The sequence below is a fragment of the Streptomyces sp. NBC_00433 genome (assembly GCA_036015235.1).
Lineage (GTDB): Bacteria > Actinomycetota > Actinomycetes > Streptomycetales > Streptomycetaceae > Actinacidiphila.
In genome coordinates, this window is record CP107926.1 from 7,645,109 (window position 1) to 7,661,813 (window position 16,705).

The following is a 16,705-nucleotide window of genomic DNA, read 5'->3' on the forward strand; positions in this document are numbered from 1 at the left end:
GGAGCATCGAAGTGAGCATCGACAAGCCCGAGATCGACTTCCCGGGCGGCGAGCCGCCGGCCGACCTGGAGATCAAGGACATCTGGGAGGGCGACGGGCCGGTCGCCAAGGCAGGGGACACCGTCTCCGTCCACTACGTCGGCGTGGCGTTCTCCTCCGGCGAGGAGTTCGACGCGAGCTGGAACCGCGGCACACCGCTGCAGTTCCAGCTGGGCGTCGGCCAGGTCATCGCCGGCTGGGACCAGGGCGTGCAGGGCATGAAGGTCGGCGGCCGCCGCCAGCTGACCATCCCGTCCCGCCTCGCCTACGGCGACCGCGGCGCCGGCAGCTCCATCAAGCCGGGCGAGACGCTGATCTTCGTCTGCGACCTGGTCGCTGTCTGACGGAGTGGTCCCCCCGGACACCACCGGGGGGACCGCTTTTCGATACGGTTCGCCGAGCGAACGCACAGAAGGGGGACCGGGATGGCGATTGCCAAGGCCGAGCGGCTGATGAATCTGGCGCTGTGCCTGATGAACACCCGTCGCCCGGTCAGCAAGCGCGAGCTGCGGGCCTCCATCGAGGCCTACCACGAGGTCACCTCGGACGACTCCTTCAACCGGATGTTCGAGCGGGACAAGGACGACCTGCGCGAGCTGGGCCTGGTCATCGACACCGTGGAGAACCTCGAAGGCGAGTACGGCTACCTCGCCCGCCGCGACCGCAACCGGCTGCCCGACATCGCACTCGACCCCGAGGAGGCCGCCGCCCTGGCGCTGGCCGCCAAGGTCTGGCAGCAGGCCAGGCTGGCCGAGGCGGCCAGCGGGGCGCTGCAGAAGCTGCGCGCGGCGGGGGTGCCGTACGAGGACACCCACAGCGCGCTTGAGCCGCGGATCCCCACCCCGGAGCCGGCCTTCGAGGCGCTGATGCTGGCCACCCGCGAGCGCCGGGCCGTCGCCTTCGACTACCGCAAGGCCAGCGCGGTGCGCCCGGAGCCGCGGCAGGTCGAGCCGTGGGCGCTGGAGTGCTGGCGCGGCCACTGGTATCTGGCCGGCTACGACCGGGACCGCGGCGCGGTCCGGGTCTTCCGGCTGTCGCGGATCAGCGGCCGGGTCAAGGCGCGCGGCGCCTTCACCGCCGAGGTGCCCGCGCATGTGGACGTACGCGAGACCGTGGCGCGCTGGGCCGGCGAGGGCGCCACCACCACCGCCACGATCCGGCTGCGCCGCGACAGCGGCTATCCGCTGCGGGCCAAGGCGGTCGCCACCACCCCGGTCGACGCGGACTGGGACGAGCTGGAGGTGCCCTACGGGCACGGCCTGGACGCCTGGCTCGCCGAATTCGGCCCCGACGTGGTCGTGCTGGCGCCCGACGAGCTGCGTACCGAGGTGCTCGACCGGCTGCGCGCGGTGGCCAAGGGCTGAGCGGGTGGCGGCGATGAGCGGGGGAGCGGACCGCCGGACGGGCGGCCCGGAGAGCTGGCAGGACGGCAGGCGGGACACCTGATGAGCAACGCGATCGACCAGACCCGCAGGATGCTGTCGCTGGTCACCTATCTGCGCGAGCGGCCCGGCGCCCGGGTCAGCGAGGTGGCGCGGGCCTTCGGGGTCAGCGAGGCCGAGCTGATCGGCGACCTCAACGTGCTGCCGCTGTGCGGCACCAGCTTCCGCGGCGGCGACCTGCTGGACATCGACACCGACGGCGAGCGCATCTGGTGGCACAATCCCGGCACCGCCGACGACGTGGCCCAGCCGCTGCGGCTGGCCGCCGACGAGGCGACCGCGCTGCTGGTCGCCGCCCGCGCGGTGGCGAACCTCCCCGGCCTGCGCGACAGCGACCGGCAGGCGCTGCTGCGGGCCGGCACCAAACTGGAGGCGGCGGCGGGCGAGGCGGCCGGAGCCAGCGCGCAGCTGTCGGTGACCTTCGAGTCCGAGGGCAGCGTCTTCGCGACCGTGGACCGGGCCATCACCGAGCGGCGCCGGCTGTGGATGCGGTATTACTCGCCGGCCCGCGACGCGCTGACCGAGCGCGAGGTCGACCCGATCCGGCTGTTCGCGGTCGGCCACACCTATGTCGAGGGCTGGTGCCGGCTCTCCGAGGACCGGCGGACCTTCCGGCTCGACCGGGTCGCCGAGATCCGGCTGCTCGACGAGCCGTCGGACCCGCCGCGGATCGAGCCGCGCGACCTGTCGCAGGGGCTGGTGCAGCCCGCGGGCGACGACCCCGAGGTGGTCATCGAGGTGGGCCCCGGCGGCCGCTGGGTCGCGGAGTACTACCCGCACGACAGCGCCGACGAACTGCCCGACGGCGGCCTGCGGATCACCCTGCGCACCCCCGACCCCGGCTCGCTGCGCCGTCTCGCGCTGCGGCTCGGGCGGGACGGCCGGATCGTGTCGCCCGCCGCACTGGCCGGCGACGCCCGCGACGCGGCTGTACTCGCCCTTGCCGGCTATGGGGAGTGAGGGACCCGCGATGACGACGACCTGCCCACCGCCCGACGCGGGCCCCGCCGTCTTCCGGGCCGGCTGCCCGCACTGCAGGACCAGCTTCGAACTGGGCGCGGACGCGCTGCGGCTGGCCATCGGCGGCAGCGCGAAGACCACCTTCTACTCCTTCACCTGCCCCGGGTGCGGCGAGGCGGTGCGCAAACCGGCGGGGGAGCGGATAGTGGAGCTGCTGACCGTCGGCGGCGTCCGTACGATGCGGCTGGAAAGGTAGGCTGCCGGACCATGTGGTGGCTCTTTCTCAGCGTCGGCCTGGCGGCGGCGGGACTCGCGGTGCTCGCGGTCTTCGCCGCCCGGGTCTTCACCGCGGTGCGCGAACTGGCCGCCCAGGTGGCCGTCAGCACCGACGCCCTGGCCGCCGCCGGCGACCGCCTGCAGCGGGCCGCGGCCCCGGTGGCGCAGCGGGCCGGCGAGATCAGCCGCCGCTGAGCCTGCCACGGGACCGTAGGTGAAGGTACGCTGACCCGGCGGCCCGACGTCGTCCCGCACCTCAGCCGCGGACCGCGGCGGGGCCGCAACCTGGTGGATTCCGGCGCATATTCCGGCGTTCACCGGTGCACGCTACGATCCATGCGTAAGCGACGGCCGGAAACGTCCGACGACCGGTCGCCGCAGACGTACCGCACGGACCACGCCGCCAACCCGGTGAGAAGGTAGACCTATCATGCTCGGCAATCTCAAGCCCCTTGAGCTAGTCCTGATCCTTCTCGTCGTCATCCTCCTCTTCGGTGCCAAGAAGCTGCCCGACATGGCCAGGTCGCTCGGCAAGTCGGCCCGCATCCTCAAGAGCGAGGCCAAGGCGATGAAGAACGACGACCCGACGCCCCCGGCCGGCACCGCCGCGCAGGAGCAGGCCCCGGCCCGTACGATCCAGGCCGCCCCCGGCGACACCGCCAGCGCCCGCCCGGTCACCGAGCAGGACCGCACCACCACCACCGGCTGACCGGCCACCGGCTACCGGCGGCCCGCCGGTAGTCCCGGGCCCCAGGCGAACGACACAAGCCGAGACACGCTGCCGACGGCTGCCCGTACGAGACGAGGACGTGGGTGCTCAAGACTGCCCGCAAGCAGGAGAAGGACCCCGAAGGGCGGATGCCGCTCGCGGACCACCTGCGAGAGCTGCGCAACCGGCTGTTCAAGTCGGTGCTGGCGATCATCGTCATCACCATCGTGGCGGCGTTCTTCTACAAGCAGATCATCCACCTGCTCCAGCAGCGGATCCCCGATCAGGTGCAGTGCCTCAGCAAGGAGTCGAAGACCACGACGGACGGGCAGGCCTGTGCCCAGATGACCGTCAGCGGCCTGATGGGCGGCTTCTCCATCGCGCTGAAGGTCTCGCTGATGGCCGGCGTGGTCGGCGCGTCCCCGATCTGGCTCTACCAGCTGTGGGGCTTCCTCGCGCCCGGCCTGCACAGGAACGAGAAGCGCTACACCCTCGGCTTCGTCGCCGCCGGTGTGCCGCTCTTCCTCGGCGGCGCGGTGCTGGCGTACGAGATCCTGCCGCAGACCGCCAGGATCATGATCGGCTTCGTGCCCGACGACACCACCAACCTGCTGCCGCTCGACGACTTCCTCGATCTCGTGATCCGGATGATCATCGTCTTCGGCCTCGCCTTCGAGCTGCCACTCGTGCTGGTGCTGCTGAACTTCACCGGCATCGTCAGCGGCAAGCGCATGCTCGGCTGGTGGCGCGGCATGGTCATAGGCATCACCGTCTTCGCCGCCGTCGCCACCCCCACCGGCGACCCGCTGACCATGACACTGCTGGCCGCGCCGATCGTCCTGCTGTACTTCCTGGCGATGGGCATCTGCTTCTTCAACGACTCCCGCCGGGCCCGCCGCCGCTCCGCCGACCCTGACTTCGGGCTCGACCCGGACGAGGCCTCCAGCCTCGACCACATCCCCGAGCAGATCGACGCCGAGTCCGCCCGCGACGACGGGCGCGGCGACGACTACGACGACGCGACCTGACGCCGCCGGCCGTACGTCCGTGACCAGCGACATCACCCTGCTCGTCAACCCCACCTCCGGCCGCGGCCGCGGTGCGCGGGCGGCCGCGCCCGCCGCCGACGCGATGCGCGCGGCCGGCCTCACGGTCCGCACCGTCGTCGGCGCCGACGCCGCCGACGCCCTGGAAAGGGCGCACAAGGCCGTCGACGGCGGCACCGGCGCCCTGGTCGCGGTCGGCGGCGACGGCATGGTCTCCCTCGCACTCCAGGCGGTGGCGGGCACCGGCACGCCGCTCGGCATCGTCGCGGCGGGCACCGGCAACGACTTCGCCCGGGTCAGCGGCCTGCCGGTACGCGAACCCGCCGCCGCCGGCACCACCATCGCCGAGGCGCTGCGGGACGGCCGCACCCGGTCGCTGGACCTCGGCAGGATCGGCGAGCGCTGGTTCGGCACCGTCCTGGCCTCCGGCTTCGACTCCCGGGTCAACGACCGGGGCAACCGGATGCGCTGGCCCAAGGGCCGCTTCCGCTACGACGTGGCGATGCTCGCCGAACTGGCCGCGCTGCGCCCGATCCGCTACCGCGTGCAGTTCGACGACGCCCCGGAGCGGGAGCTGGACGCCACCTTGATCGCGGTCGGCAACGGCTCCTCGTACGGCGGCGGCATGCGGATGTGCGCCGACGCCGAGATGGACGACGGCCTCTTCGACATCTGCGTGGTCGGCCCCTGCTCCCGCCGCACCCTGCTGCGGGTCTTCCCGCTGGTCTACAGCGGCTCCCACCCCCGGCACCCGGTCGTCACCGTCCACCGCGCCGCCCGGGTCCGGCTCGCCGCCGAGAACGTCACCGGATACGCCGACGGCGAGCGCGTCGGACCGCTGCCGCTGGACGCCAGGACCGTGCCGGGGGCGCTGCGGCTGCTGGTCTGAGCAGGGCCGGGCGCACCTCGGCGCCGCAGGCAACCGTGCTCCGAAGAAAGAAAGATCACGCGGTGTGTCGGTGCTGCCGGGTAGGCTCGTGAGCGAGATGACAGAAGAAATGTCGCCAGCCGAGCGCTACGCCGCCAGCCGTCGCCGCGCGGCGGAGAACGCCACCGCACTCGCACAGTTCCGCGAGCTGTACGAGTTCGGTCTCGACCCGTTCCAGATAGAGGCCTGCCGGGCCCTGGAAGCCGGCAGCGGCGTCCTCGTCGCCGCCCCGACCGGCTCGGGCAAGACCATCGTCGGCGAGTTCGCCGTCCACCTCGCCCTCGCCGAGGGCCGCAAGTGCTTCTACACCACCCCGATCAAGGCCCTGTCGAACCAGAAGTACAACGACCTGGCCAAGCGGTACGGCGCCGGGAAGGTCGGCCTGCTCACCGGTGACAACAGCGTCAACGGCGACGCACCGGTGATCGTCATGACCACCGAGGTGCTGCGCAACATGCTCTACGCCGGCTCCGCCGCCCTGGACGGCCTCGGCTACGTGGTCATGGACGAGGTGCACTACCTCTCCGACCGCTTCCGCGGCGCCGTCTGGGAAGAGGTGATCATCCACCTCCCGCAGTCCGTGACCCTGGTCTCGCTGTCCGCGACGGTCTCCAACGCCGAGGAGTTCGGCGACTGGCTGGACACCGTCCGGGGCGACACCGAGGTGATCGTCTCCGAGCACCGCCCGGTCCCGCTGTGGCAGCACGTGCTGGCCGGCCGCCGGATGTACGACCTCTTCGAGGAGAAGGCCGGCGCCACCGACAACCGCGGCCGCCGCGAGGTCAACGCCGACCTCGAACGGCTCGCCCGGATGGAGAACCAGCGCAGCTACCACCCGCGGGCCAAGCGCGGCAAGGAAGCCGACCGGGAGCGCGAGCGCAGGGCCCGCAGCCGGGTCTGGACGCCCAGCCGCGCCGAGGTCATCGACCGGCTGGACTCCGAGGGCCTGCTGCCCGCCATCACCTTCATCTTCAGCCGCGCCGGCTGCGAGGCCGCCGTCCAGCAGTGCCTCTACGCGGGCCTGCGGCTGAACAACGACGAGGCCCGCGCCCGGGTCCGCTCCATCGTCGAGGAGCGCACCCGCGCCATCCCCGACGAGGACCTGCACGTCCTCGGCTACTTCGAATGGCTGGAGGGCCTGGAGCGCGGCATCGCCGCACACCACGCCGGGATGCTGCCGGCCTTCAAGGAGGTCGTGGAGGAACTGTTCGTCAAGGGCCTGGTCAAGGCGGTCTTCGCGACCGAGACCCTGGCGCTCGGCATCAACATGCCGGCCCGCTCCGTGGTGCTGGAAAAGCTCGTCAAGTGGAACGGCGAGACCCACGCCGACATCACCCCCGGCGAATACACCCAGCTCACCGGCCGCGCCGGGCGCCGCGGCATCGACGTCGAGGGCCATGCCGTGGTGCTGTGGCAGCGCGGCTTCGACCCGGGCGCCGTCGCGGGCCTGGCCGGCACCCGTACGTATCCGCTGCGGTCGTCCTTCAAACCGTCGTACAACATGGCGGTCAACCTCGTCGGCCAGTTCGGCAGGCACCGCTCCCGCGAGCTGCTGGAGACGTCCTTCGCGCAGTTCCAGGCGGACCGCTCGGTCGTCGGCATCTCCAAGCAGGTGCAGCGCAACGAGGAGGGCCTGGAGGGCTACCAGGAGTCGATGACCTGCCACCTCGGCGACTTCGACGAGTACATGCGGCTGCGCAGGGACCTCAAGGACCGCGAGGCCGACCTGTCGCGGCAGGGCGCCGTGCAGCGCAGGGCCGCCGCGTCCGACGCGCTGGAGAAGCTCAAGCCCGGCGACATCATCCACGTGCCCGCCGGCAAATACGCCGGGCTCGCGCTGGTGCTCGAACCCGGAGTGCCGGCCGGCCGCGCCGCCGGGCACCACCCCCGCGACGGCGAATACCACGACGGGCCGCGCCCGCTGGTGCTCACCGCCGAGCGCCAGGTCAAGCGGCTCGCGCAGCTGGACTTCCCGGTGCCCGTCGAGGCGCTCGACCGGATGCGCATCCCCAAGTCGTTCAACCCGCGCAGCCCGCAGTCCCGGCGCGACCTCGCCTCCGCGATGCGCAGCAAGGCCGGCACCGCGGGCTGGGCGGCGCCGTCCAGGCACCGCAAGGAGCGGTCCCCGGCGGCCGACGACACCGAGATCGCCCGGCTGCGCAGCGCGATCCGCACGCACCCCTGCCACGGCTGCGACGACCGCGAGGACCACGCCCGCTGGGCCGAGCGCTACCACCGGCTGCGCCGCGACACCCAGCAGCTGGAAAGGCGTATCGAGGGCCGCACCAACACCATCGCCAGGACCTTCGACCGGGTCTGCGCCGTCCTGACCGAGCTGGACTACCTCAAGGGCGACCAGGTCACCCCCGAGGGCCGCCGGCTGGCCAGGCTCTACGGCGAGCTGGACCTGCTGGCCAGCGAATGCCTGCGCGACGGGGTGTGGGACGGCCTCGGTCCCGCCGAGCTGGCCGCCTGCGCCTCGGCGCTGGTCTACGAGTCCCGGCAGGCCGACGACGCGGCCACCCCGAAGCTGCCCAGCGGCAACGCGCGGGAGGCCCTGGGCGAGATGGTGAGGATCTGGGGCCGGCTCGACGCCCTGGAGGAGGACCACAAGATCAACCAGACGGAGGGCGTCGGCCAGCGCGAACCCGACCTGGGATTCGCCTGGCCCGCCTACCGCTGGGCGTCCGGCCACCCGCTGGACGCGGTCCTCAACGACGCCGACATGCCGGCCGGCGACTTCGTGCGCTGGTGCAAGCAGCTCATCGACGTCCTGGGCCAGATCGGCAACGCGGCGCCCGACACCGGCACGGTCAGGCGCAACGCCCGCAAGGCCGTGGACGGGCTGCTGCGGGGCGTCGTGGCCTACTCGTCGGTGGGGTGAGGCGCGGTCAGCCGTCCAGGTGCGTGCAGGTGAACGTGCCGTTCAGGGTGACCACGCCACCCGAGCCGCTGTAGTCCTGGGCGATCTTCAGGTCCTGCACCTTCACCGTCCAGGTGCCGCCGTCCTTCCGCGCGGTCACACCCTCGGTCTTGGAGACCCGCCCCGAGTAGGTCTTCTTGTCCGGGGCGGCGAAGAGCGCCACCTGGGCGGGGCTGTCGGCCGTGGTCGCGATGAACGACGGGAAGATCTGCGCCTTGGCGAGCACGTCGGGCGTGGTCACCCCGATCAGCTTGCCGCCCTTGATCTCGCACTTCACGCCACTGGTGAAGTCGGCGCTGCCGGTGTCGTCACCGGTGAAGTCCAGGTGGCCCACCATCTTGCCCGCCGGCTTGCCGGGCGCGGCGGCGCTGCTGCTCGGGGCGGTGCCGCCGGTGGCCGCGGCGGACGTGCTCGGCTTCGCGTCGTCGGACTTCTTGTCGTCCGACGACGAGCAGCCGGCCAGTGCGGTCGCGGCCAGTGCGGCAGTGAGCGCGCCAGCGGTGAGTATCGTGCGGTGGCGCATGCGGCCGTGGTCCTCTCCCCGTGGGTCTGTGTGCCGCACAGTGTACGTACCCGCGGTACGAACGCCGCGTTTCAGGTACTCCCCCGGCCCAGGTAGCCCCGCCAGCCGCCGTAAGCGGTGATGTCCTCGGCCCCGGCCAGCGCGGCCGGCTCGCACAGGAAGCCGGTCACCTCGGAGCCGTCGCGCAGCGCCACCGGGCCCAGCGCCATCGGGCGGGGGAGCGCGGCCAGCAGCGCGCCCAGCGCCGCGGGCGCCAGCTCCCACACCTCCGCCTCGACCGCGGCCCCGCCCTCCGCCACCCGCACCAGGCCCGGCTTGGGCGGCACCGTGCCCAGGGCGTGCAGCCGGTAGGCGGGCGCCGTCGTGGTCGTCGCCGCGAGGCGGGCGCCCAGCGCGAGCAGCTGCGGATTCAGCGGCTGGCCCGACAGGTGCGCGCCCACCACCGCGAGCCGCAGCGGCGGCTCCAGCAGCGCCGCGACCTCCGCGACGCGCTCGTCGCAGCCCGCCGCGCCCAGCAGCATCACCCCGAAGGGCCGCCCCGCCACCTCGCCCGCCGGCACCGCGACCGCGCACAGGTCCAGCAGGTTCGCCGAGTTCGTGAAGCGCCCGAGCCGGGTGTTCGCGCCCACCGGGTCCGCGGCGACCTCCGCCAGGGTCGGGTGGCCCGGCGTGGTCGGCAGCAGCAGCGCGTCGGCGTCGCCCAGCTCCGCTCCCGCCCGCCGGCGCAGCACCGCCAGCCGCTCGCGGTCCGCGAACAGCCGGTGCGCCGGCAGGTCGCGGGCCGCGCGGATGATACGCGCCACCGTCGGATCGAGATCCGCGCCGCCGCGCTCCACGAATTCGCCCACGGCCGTGTAGCGCTCGGCGACGAACGCGCCGTCGTAGAGCAGCGACGCCGCCTCGCCGAAGGGCGTCAGGTCGATCGTCCGCAGCTCGGCGCCGGCGCGGGCCAGCCGCTCCTGCGCGGCCTCGTACGCCGCCGCCCAGCCGTCGTCAAGCTCGCCGAGCTGGGCGGTCGGCGCGACCGCGACCCGCCACGGGCCCGGGCGGCGCGGCGGCGGCACGGGGCTCGCCAGCAGCGCCAGGGCCCTGCGGGCCTCGGGCAGGGTGCGGGCGAAGACGCTCACGCAGTCCAGGCTCGCGCAGGCCGGCACGACGCCGTCCGTCGACACCAGGCCGCGGGTCGGCTTGAGCCCGACGATCCCGTTGAAAGCCGCGGGCACGCGGCCCGAGCCCGCGGTGTCCGTGCCCAGCGCCACATCCACGAAGCCCAGCGCCACGGCGACGGCCGAGCCGGAGCTCGACCCGCCCGCCACCCTCTCCGGCGCCGCCGCGCTCGCCACCGCGCCGTAGGGGCTCCTGGTCCCGACCAGACCGGTCGCGAACTGGTCCATGTTCGTCGACCCGAGCACGATCGCGCCCGCCGCGCGCAGCGCCGCCACGGCGGGGGCGTCGGCCTCCGGCTCGTACCCGTACGACGGGCATCCCGCGGTGGTCCGCAGACCGCCGACGTCGATGTTGCCCTTGACGCCCAGCAGCGTCCCGGCGAGCGGAAGCGCGTCTCCGGCTTCCGCCCGGGAGTCCACGTCCTTCGCCTCGGCGCGGACCTCTTCCTCGGACCGCAGCCCGATCCACACGTCAGGCCGTCCGGCCCGGCCCATGCTCTCGTACGCCGCCACGACGCGGCGCTCTGCGTCACCCATCACGATGGGCACCCCTTTCCTTGACCCTGCCTGTCCGTCTCGACTGCCCGCGCAGTTCCCCGCGCCCCGGAAAAACGCTCGCCCTCCCGCGTAAAGGACCCCTGCCAGGGGCGAAGGCCCGGTCGGCGGAGGACGCAGGCCCCAGAGGGGCGCGGGGAACTGCGCGCCCCGCCGAGACGGACCGTCACTGTGAACGCAACAGAACGACGCACCCGCCCAGGGGCGCGGGGAACTGCGCGACAAGCCACCCACACAGCGCAACTGCGGAGTCCGTAACCGCACCCCGCAGGGGTGCGCCGCCCGGGGGTCAGGACGCACCGGAGGTGGGTGGTGGCGGGGCGAGCGTCAGCAGGACCGTGCCGGGGGCGACCTGGTCGCCCGGGGCGACGTGGACGGACGCCACGCGGCCGGCGACAGGCGCGGCAACCGGGGACTCCATCTTCATCGCCTCCAGAGTGACCAGGTGCTGGCCCGCGGCCACCACGTCGCCGGGGCGGACGGCGAGCCGCCAGACCCCGGCGGCGAATTCCGCCTCGACGGCGCACCCGCCAGGAGGCACCGGGATCGCGGGCCCCGCAGGCGCCGGCGCCGCGACGGACTCGGCCCGTGCGAATTCCCCGGCCTCCTCCCAAGCGGAGCGCTCCGCCGCGAAGGCGGAGGCCTGCCGCCGGCGGAAGGCCTCGATCGGCCCCGCGTTCGCCGCGAGGAACCGCTGGTGCTCGGCGAGGGCGAAGTGCCCTTCCTCCACCCGCAGCCGCAGGCGCCCGGCCGCCATGTCGGCCCGCAGGTCGAGGAGTTCCTCGGCGCTGACCGGATACCACCGGATCCGGTCGAAGAACCGCAGCAGCCACGGCGGCTGCCGGTCCGCGTTCCGCCGGGACCAGACCTGCACGGTGCGGCCCACGAACTGGTAGCCGCCCGGCCCCTCCATGCCGTAGACGCACAGGTAGGCCCCGCCGATCCCGACGGAGTTCTCCGCGGTCCAGGTGCGTGCAGGGTTGTACTTGGTCGTGACGAGGCGGTGCCGCGGGTCGAGCGGTGTGGCGACGGGTGCGCCCAAGTACACGTCGCCCAGGCCGAGTACGAGATACTCCGCGTCGAAGACCGTGCGGTAGACGTCCTCGACGGAGTCGAGCCCGTTGATGCGGCGGATGAACTCGATGTTCCACGGGCACCAGGGCGCGTCGTCCCGGACGCCGGCCATGTAGCGGGCGATGGCCTCCCGGGTGGCCGGGTCGTCCCAGGACAGCGGGAGGTGGACCGTGCGGCTGGGCACGACCAGTTCGTCGGTCGGCGGCAGCGCGTCCTCGGCCTCGCGCACCAGGTCGAGCAGCTTGGCCGTCGGCAGCTCGTCCGGGTCGACGTGGATCTGCAGTGAGCGGATGCCGGGCGTGAGGTCGACGACGCCGGGCAGCCGCTGCGCGGCGAGGTGTTCGGCGAGCGCGTGCACCCGCATCCGCAGCGCGAGGTCGAGTTGCATCGGGCCGTATTCGACGAGCAGGTTGTCGTCGCCGCTGCGCCGGTAGGTCACCGCGGGCCGTGCCGCGGTCGGTTCGGCGCGGCCCAGTATGCCGCCGTCGCCCAGGATGGGCCTGGACGGCACCGGGGGCGTCGCGGGGGCCGACCGCAGCGCCGCCGCCGCGTCCTCGGTGACGGGCACGAAGCGCACGGTGTCGCCGGGCCGCAACTGGCCGAGCTTCCACCGCTGCCCGGTGACGACGGTGGCCGGGCAGACGAAGCCGCCGAGCGAGGGGCCGTCGGGGCCGAGCAGCACCGGCATGTCGCCGGTGTAGTCGACGGCGCCGACCGAATACGGCGTGTCGTGGATGTTGGACGGGTGCAGGCCCGCCTCGCCGCCGTCGCCGCGGGCCCAGCGCGGTTTCGGGCCGACGAGCCGTACGCCGGTGCGGGCCGAGTTGAAGTGGACGCTCCACGCGGCGGCGTAGAAGTCCGCGATGTCCTCCTCGGTGAAGAACTCGGGTGCCGCGTGCGGCCCTTCGACCGCGCCGATCGCCCATTCCGTGCCGATCGCGGGGCGCAGCCCGGCCGGCACCGGCCGCCCGCCGGCGGTGCCGCCGCCGTGCAGGACGTCCGCGGCCCGCAGCGCCCGGCCGCCGTGCCCGCCGAAGCGGCCGAGCGTGAACGTGGCGGTGCTGCCCAGGAATTCGGGCACGTCGAGCCCGCCGGCCAGTAGCACGTAGGTGCGCAGGCCCGCCTCCTGCGGCGCCCCGACGTCGAGCACCGCCCCGGCCGGCACGGTCACCGGCTCCCACTGCGGGACCGGCCGCCCGTCGACGGTGACCGGCGCGGGCGCCCCGGTCACGCAGACGGTGGTGGCGTGGCTGAACCGCAACGCCGGTCCCTGCAAGGTGCATTCGAGCCCGGCGGCGCCTTCCCCGTTGCCCAGCGCCTCATTGCCGAGCCGGAAGGACAGGTCGTCCATCGGCCCGCACGGCGGCACTCCGACGTGCCACAGGCCGGTGCGGCCCGGCCAGTCCTGGACGGTGGTCATGGTGCCGGCGCGGACCACGTCGATCCGCCGCGATCCGTCGCCGACACCGTCCAGGGTGGCGGTGCTGTGGGTGGCGGCCCGCAGGTCGGGGTCGGTGAGGGCGGCGCGCAGCAGCCCGAGGTTGGTCTCGATGCCGTCGACGCGGGTCTCGGCCAGCGCGTCGGCGAGCCGGTCGAGGGCCTCCGCGCGGTCGGCGCCGTGCGCGATGACCTTGGCGAGCATCGGGTCGTAGGAGGTGGTGACCTCGGTGCCGGTCTCGACCCAGGTGTCGACGCGCACGCCGGGTGGGAAGGCGACGCGGGTGAGCACCCCGGCGCTCGGCCGGTGCCCGCGCGCCGGGTCCTCCGCGTAGATCCGCGCCTCGACGGCGTGCCCCGCGGCCTGGGGCGGCTCGCCGGGGCCCGTGCCGTCCATGGCGAGCCGCAGCATCCACTCGACCAGGTCGACGCCGTGGGTCTCCTCGGTGACCGGGTGCTCCACCTGGAGCCGGGTGTTGACCTCGAGGAAGTACGCCTCGGCGCGCTCCGCGTCGTAGACGAACTCGACGGTCCCGGCTGAGCGGTAGCCGACCGACGCGCACAAGGCCCGCGCGCTGTCGCTGAGTTGCCGCCGCACCGCGGCGGGCAGTCCGGGCGCGGGGGCCTCTTCGAGGACCTTCTGGTGGCGGCGCTGGAGCGAGCAGTCGCGGTCGCCGAGGGCCACCACCTTGCCGCGGCCGTCGCCGAAGACCTGCACCTCGACATGCCGGGCGCGCTCCACCAGGCGTTCGAGGAAGACCCCGGCGGAGGAGAATCCGGCGGCGGCCGCGCGCTGAACCGGCTCCCAGGCCGCGGCCAGTTCGGCGGCCGAGTGGCAGGCGCGCATGCCGATGCCGCCACCGCCGCCGGTGGCCTTCAGCATCACCGGGTAGCCGAGCCGGCCGGCGGCGGCCAGCGCGGCGTCCAGGTCGGGAAGCAGCCCGGTGCCGGGCAGCAGCGGTACTCCGGCCGCCTCGGCGGCGGCCCGCGCGGTGTGCTTGGCGCCGAAGACGTCGAGGTGCCGGGGCTCGGGGCCGACGAAGGCCAGGCCCGCGGCCTCGCAGCGGCGGGCGAAGTCCGCGTCCTCGGACAGGAATCCGTAGCCCGGGTGGATCGCGCCGGCGCCGGTGTCCGCGGCCGCGGCCAGCACCGCGTCGACGTCCAGGTAGCTGGACTTGGCGGGCGCGGGCCCCAACCGCACCGCGGCGTCGGCGAGATGGACGTGCGGGGCGCCGCGGTCGGGGTCGGAGAAGACCGCGACCGTACGCAGGTCCATGCGCTTGGCGGTGCGGATGACGCGGGCGGCGATCTCGCCCCGGTTGGCGACCAGCAGCGTGTCGAAGGTCATCCCCGGACCTCCGGAGCCTCGGGCGCGGTGACCGTCATCCGCACCGGGGTCGGGTCGAAGCCGTTGCAGGGGTTGTTGATCTGCGGGCAGTTGGAGACCAGCACCAGGACGTCGGTCTCGGCCCGCAGGGTCACTTCGAGGCCGGGCGCGGAGCGGCCGTCGACGATGCCGAGGGTGCCGTCGTCCTCGACGGGGACGTTCATGTACCAGTTGACGTTGCTCACCAGGTCGCGCTTGCCGAGGCCCCAACGGGCGCCCTCGGCCAGGAAGTTGTCCACGCAGGCGTGCTGCGACCAGGTGTGGTGGCCGTAGCGCAGGGTGTTGGACTCCTTGGAGCAGGCGCCGGCGATGGTGTCGTGCCCGCCGCAGCCGTCGGCGACGACCGTCATCAGCGCCGTGTGCTCGCCGGACAGCAGCACACTGCCGGTGGTCAGGAAGATGTTGCCCTGCGCCTGGATGGTGTCGGGGGCGCTGTAGCGCACGGCGGTGTCGTGTGCGTCGTAGACGAGGAAGTCCACCGCCTGGTTGCCGTGCAGGTCGGTGATGGTGAGCAGGCCGCCCGCGGGGATCACCGCGGACCAGGGCGCGCGTGCGGGTACGGTCGCGGTCGTCATCACAGCCCCCTGGCGGTGAGGTGGTCGGCGGTGTTCAGGAACGCCCTGCGCCCCTCGGGGGTGGCGTCCCACAGCGGGTCCCCCGGCCCGGTCGGCGCGCCGGCCTTGGCCCGTATCTGCAGCGGCCCGCACACGTAGGCCTCCCGCGGGTCCAGCGGGTGCGGCACGTTGGCCAGCAGGACGGTCAGCGGCTGCTCGGCGCGCAGGGTCACCGCGGCTCCCGGCCCCGCGGAGCCGATGAATTCCAGCGAGCCGTCGGGGTCGACGCGTACGCCCTGGAAGAACGACAGCGACGGCGGCAGGTCGCGCGGCTCCAACCCCTGCTTGGCGGCGGCCAGTTTGAACAGCTCGCGCCCCGCCGGGGAGGCGCCCTGCGGGGAACCGTCCCCGTAGCGGGCGGTGTTGCGCGCCGCCGACGACGTACCGCACAGCGTGTCGTGCCGGCCGCTGGTGTCGGCGACCAGCGAGGCCAGCACCCGGCCCTGGTCGGACAGCAGCAGCCGGCCCGCGCCGAGGTAGGCGTTCCACTGCACCTTCACGGTGTCCGCGACGTTCAGCCGCTCCCACGGGCGGCCCTCGGCGAACAGCAGCAGATGCGCGCACGCGGTGCCGGTCGGGTCGGCGAGCCGCAGCTCGGTGCCGCGGGCCAGCGTCTTGTGCGTGTAGTTGCCGCCCGCCACCGTCTCGGCCCACACCAGGCCGTCGGGCGCCGGCACCAGCGGCATCGCGGCCGCCCGCTTGCCGCCCTGCGCCCGAGCATGGTCCCTGGCGCCGTACGTCGTCCCTGTCGCCACGGTGCACCTCCCATTTCTGTCGTGCGACAGAAATTAGGCGGCAGCGGATTCGGGCCCGTTGCCCGCGTGTTGCACCCGGGTTACCGGCCCCTCACGCCCGCCGGGCTGCTCGTACGGCCGGCCGCTGTGCGACGATCACGAGGTGAGCACCAGCGGACGGCGAGTCGGGCGGCCCAGGGCGCAGCCGCGGCCCGACAACGGGCTGAGCCCCAGGCAGGAACTCCTCGCGGCGGCCGCCGAACTCTTCACCACCCACGGCTACACCGCCACCACCACCCGGGCGGTCGCCGAACGCGCCGGCATGCGGCAGGCGTCGATGTACCACTACGTCGGCGGCAAGGAGGACCTGCTCGCCGAGCTGCTCGAAGGCACGGTCACCCCGTCGCTGGCCCTCGCCCGCGCCCTGCTCGCCGACCGGTCGCGCCCCGCCGAGCGCCGCCTGTGGGAATTGGCCCGCGCCGACGTCGAACTCCTCTGCGCCGGCCCCCACAACCTCGGAGCCCTCTACCTCCTCCCCGAGGTGCGGGCGGCCCGCTTCGCCCCCTTCCGCGCCGCCCGCGCCGACCTCAAGTCGGCCTACGCCGCCCTGCTCGCCGCCACCTCGGCCGGCGCGGCCCTCCCCCCCGACGAACTCGCCGTCCGGGCCGACCTGCTCTTCGCCCTGATCGAGGGCGTCATCCTCATCCCCCGCCCCCCGGCCCCGACTCTGGCCTCGGCCACGGCGGACGCGGCCCTCCGCGTGGCGGCCTGCTGACCGCGGCCCCGCCATGTCGGTGCTCAGCGGGTCGGACGCCGAACCGCTCGTGCGGGACGCCGCCTTCCCAGCTGCTCTCGACGGCACCGGACACGTTCTCGATGACGTCGGGGCCGT

15 protein-coding genes are annotated in these 16,705 nt (G+C 73.8%); 10 read left to right on the top strand and 5 right to left on the bottom strand.

Annotated features, from left to right (window positions below; translation table 11 throughout):
* Positions 1-11: 11 nt before the first annotated feature.
* The 9 genes from OG900_32720 to OG900_32760 all read left to right on the top strand — a co-directional run bounded on the left by OG900_32720 (position 12) and on the right by OG900_32760 (position 8,284).
* Complete coding sequence (locus OG900_32720) at positions 12-383, top strand: FKBP-type peptidyl-prolyl cis-trans isomerase (protein WUH94436.1); 372 nt, start codon at positions 12-14, stop codon at positions 381-383.
* A gap of 81 nt (positions 384-464) precedes the next feature.
* Positions 465-1,403: a WYL domain-containing protein gene (locus OG900_32725; GenBank protein ID WUH94437.1), complete on the top strand. Its 939-nt coding sequence runs from the start codon at positions 465-467 to the stop codon at positions 1,401-1,403.
* 78 nt (positions 1,404-1,481) lie between these two features.
* The gene (locus tag OG900_32730) at positions 1,482-2,441 is read left to right on the top strand and encodes a WYL domain-containing protein (GenBank protein WUH96008.1); all 960 of its coding nucleotides are present in this window, start codon (positions 1,482-1,484) and stop codon (positions 2,439-2,441) included.
* Positions 2,431-2,697, top strand: coding sequence for a CpXC domain-containing protein (locus tag OG900_32735; protein ID WUH94438.1), 267 nt, complete (start codon positions 2,431-2,433; stop codon positions 2,695-2,697). The genes OG900_32730 and OG900_32735 overlap by 11 nt, the downstream gene beginning before the upstream one ends.
* A gap of 11 nt (positions 2,698-2,708) precedes the next feature.
* Positions 2,709-2,912: a hypothetical protein gene (locus OG900_32740; GenBank protein ID WUH94439.1), complete on the top strand. Its 204-nt coding sequence runs from the start codon at positions 2,709-2,711 to the stop codon at positions 2,910-2,912.
* Between the two features lie 235 nt (positions 2,913-3,147).
* Positions 3,148-3,426, top strand: coding sequence for a Sec-independent protein translocase subunit TatA (gene tatA / locus OG900_32745; GenBank protein ID WUH94440.1), 279 nt, complete (start codon positions 3,148-3,150; stop codon positions 3,424-3,426).
* Between the two features lie 104 nt (positions 3,427-3,530).
* The gene (gene tatC, locus OG900_32750) at positions 3,531-4,454 is read left to right on the top strand and encodes a twin-arginine translocase subunit TatC (GenBank protein ID WUH94441.1); all 924 of its coding nucleotides are present in this window, start codon (positions 3,531-3,533) and stop codon (positions 4,452-4,454) included.
* Positions 4,455-4,473: 19 nt separating this feature from the next.
* Positions 4,474-5,361 carry a diacylglycerol kinase gene (locus OG900_32755; protein WUH94442.1) on the top strand — a complete coding sequence of 296 codons (888 nt, stop codon included), beginning with the start codon at positions 4,474-4,476 and terminating at the stop codon, positions 5,359-5,361.
* A 97-nt stretch (positions 5,362-5,458) separates the two neighbouring features.
* Entirely contained in the window at positions 5,459-8,284 is a 2,826-nt protein-coding gene (locus OG900_32760) for a DEAD/DEAH box helicase (protein ID WUH94443.1), read from the top strand.
* Between the two features lie 7 nt (positions 8,285-8,291).
* Here OG900_32760 and OG900_32765 read toward each other — a convergent pair whose 3' ends face one another.
* The 5 genes from OG900_32765 to OG900_32785 all read right to left on the bottom strand — a co-directional run bounded on the left by OG900_32765 (position 8,292) and on the right by OG900_32785 (position 15,834).
* Positions 8,292-8,846 carry a hypothetical protein gene (locus OG900_32765; GenBank protein ID WUH94444.1) on the bottom strand — a complete coding sequence of 185 codons (555 nt, stop codon included), beginning with the start codon at positions 8,844-8,846 and terminating at the stop codon, positions 8,292-8,294.
* A gap of 71 nt (positions 8,847-8,917) precedes the next feature.
* Positions 8,918-10,549 (bottom strand): allophanate hydrolase, encoded by a 1,632-nt coding sequence (locus OG900_32770; GenBank protein ID WUH94445.1) that lies wholly within the window; start codon positions 10,547-10,549, stop codon positions 8,918-8,920.
* 307 nt (positions 10,550-10,856) lie between these two features.
* Entirely contained in the window at positions 10,857-14,426 is a 3,570-nt protein-coding gene (gene uca, locus OG900_32775) for an urea carboxylase (protein WUH94446.1), read from the bottom strand.
* Positions 14,423-15,040: a DUF1989 domain-containing protein gene (locus OG900_32780; GenBank protein ID WUH94447.1), complete on the bottom strand. Its 618-nt coding sequence runs from the start codon at positions 15,038-15,040 to the stop codon at positions 14,423-14,425. The genes uca and OG900_32780 overlap by 4 nt, the downstream gene beginning before the upstream one ends.
* Positions 15,040-15,834, bottom strand: a complete 795-nt coding sequence (locus OG900_32785; GenBank protein WUH94448.1) for an urea carboxylase-associated family protein — start codon at positions 15,832-15,834, stop codon at positions 15,040-15,042. The genes OG900_32780 and OG900_32785 overlap by 1 nt, the downstream gene beginning before the upstream one ends.
* Positions 15,835-15,976: 142 nt before the next feature.
* Between OG900_32785 and OG900_32790 the strand changes: the two genes are divergently transcribed.
* Positions 15,977-16,588, top strand: coding sequence for a TetR/AcrR family transcriptional regulator (locus tag OG900_32790; GenBank protein ID WUH94449.1), 612 nt, complete (start codon positions 15,977-15,979; stop codon positions 16,586-16,588).
* Positions 16,589-16,705: the final 117 nt, after the last annotated feature.

Coding starts and splice junctions, on each gene's coding strand:
- OG900_32725 (WUH94437.1), top strand. CDS start 465: ATGGCGATTGCCAAGGCCGAGCGGCTGATGAATCTGGCGCTGTGCCTG.
- OG900_32735 (WUH94438.1), top strand. CDS start 2,431: ATGGGGAGTGAGGGACCCGCGATGACGACGACCTGCCCACCGCCCGAC.
- OG900_32740 (WUH94439.1), top strand. CDS start 2,709: ATGTGGTGGCTCTTTCTCAGCGTCGGCCTGGCGGCGGCGGGACTCGCG.
- tatA (WUH94440.1), top strand. CDS start 3,148: ATGCTCGGCAATCTCAAGCCCCTTGAGCTAGTCCTGATCCTTCTCGTC.
- OG900_32760 (WUH94443.1), top strand. CDS start 5,459: ATGACAGAAGAAATGTCGCCAGCCGAGCGCTACGCCGCCAGCCGTCGC.
- OG900_32765 (WUH94444.1), bottom strand. CDS start 8,846: ATGCGCCACCGCACGATACTCACCGCTGGCGCGCTCACTGCCGCACTG.
- OG900_32770 (WUH94445.1), bottom strand. CDS start 10,549: ATGGGTGACGCAGAGCGCCGCGTCGTGGCGGCGTACGAGAGCATGGGC.
- uca (WUH94446.1), bottom strand. CDS start 14,426: ATGACCTTCGACACGCTGCTGGTCGCCAACCGGGGCGAGATCGCCGCC.
- OG900_32780 (WUH94447.1), bottom strand. CDS start 15,040: ATGACGACCGCGACCGTACCCGCACGCGCGCCCTGGTCCGCGGTGATC.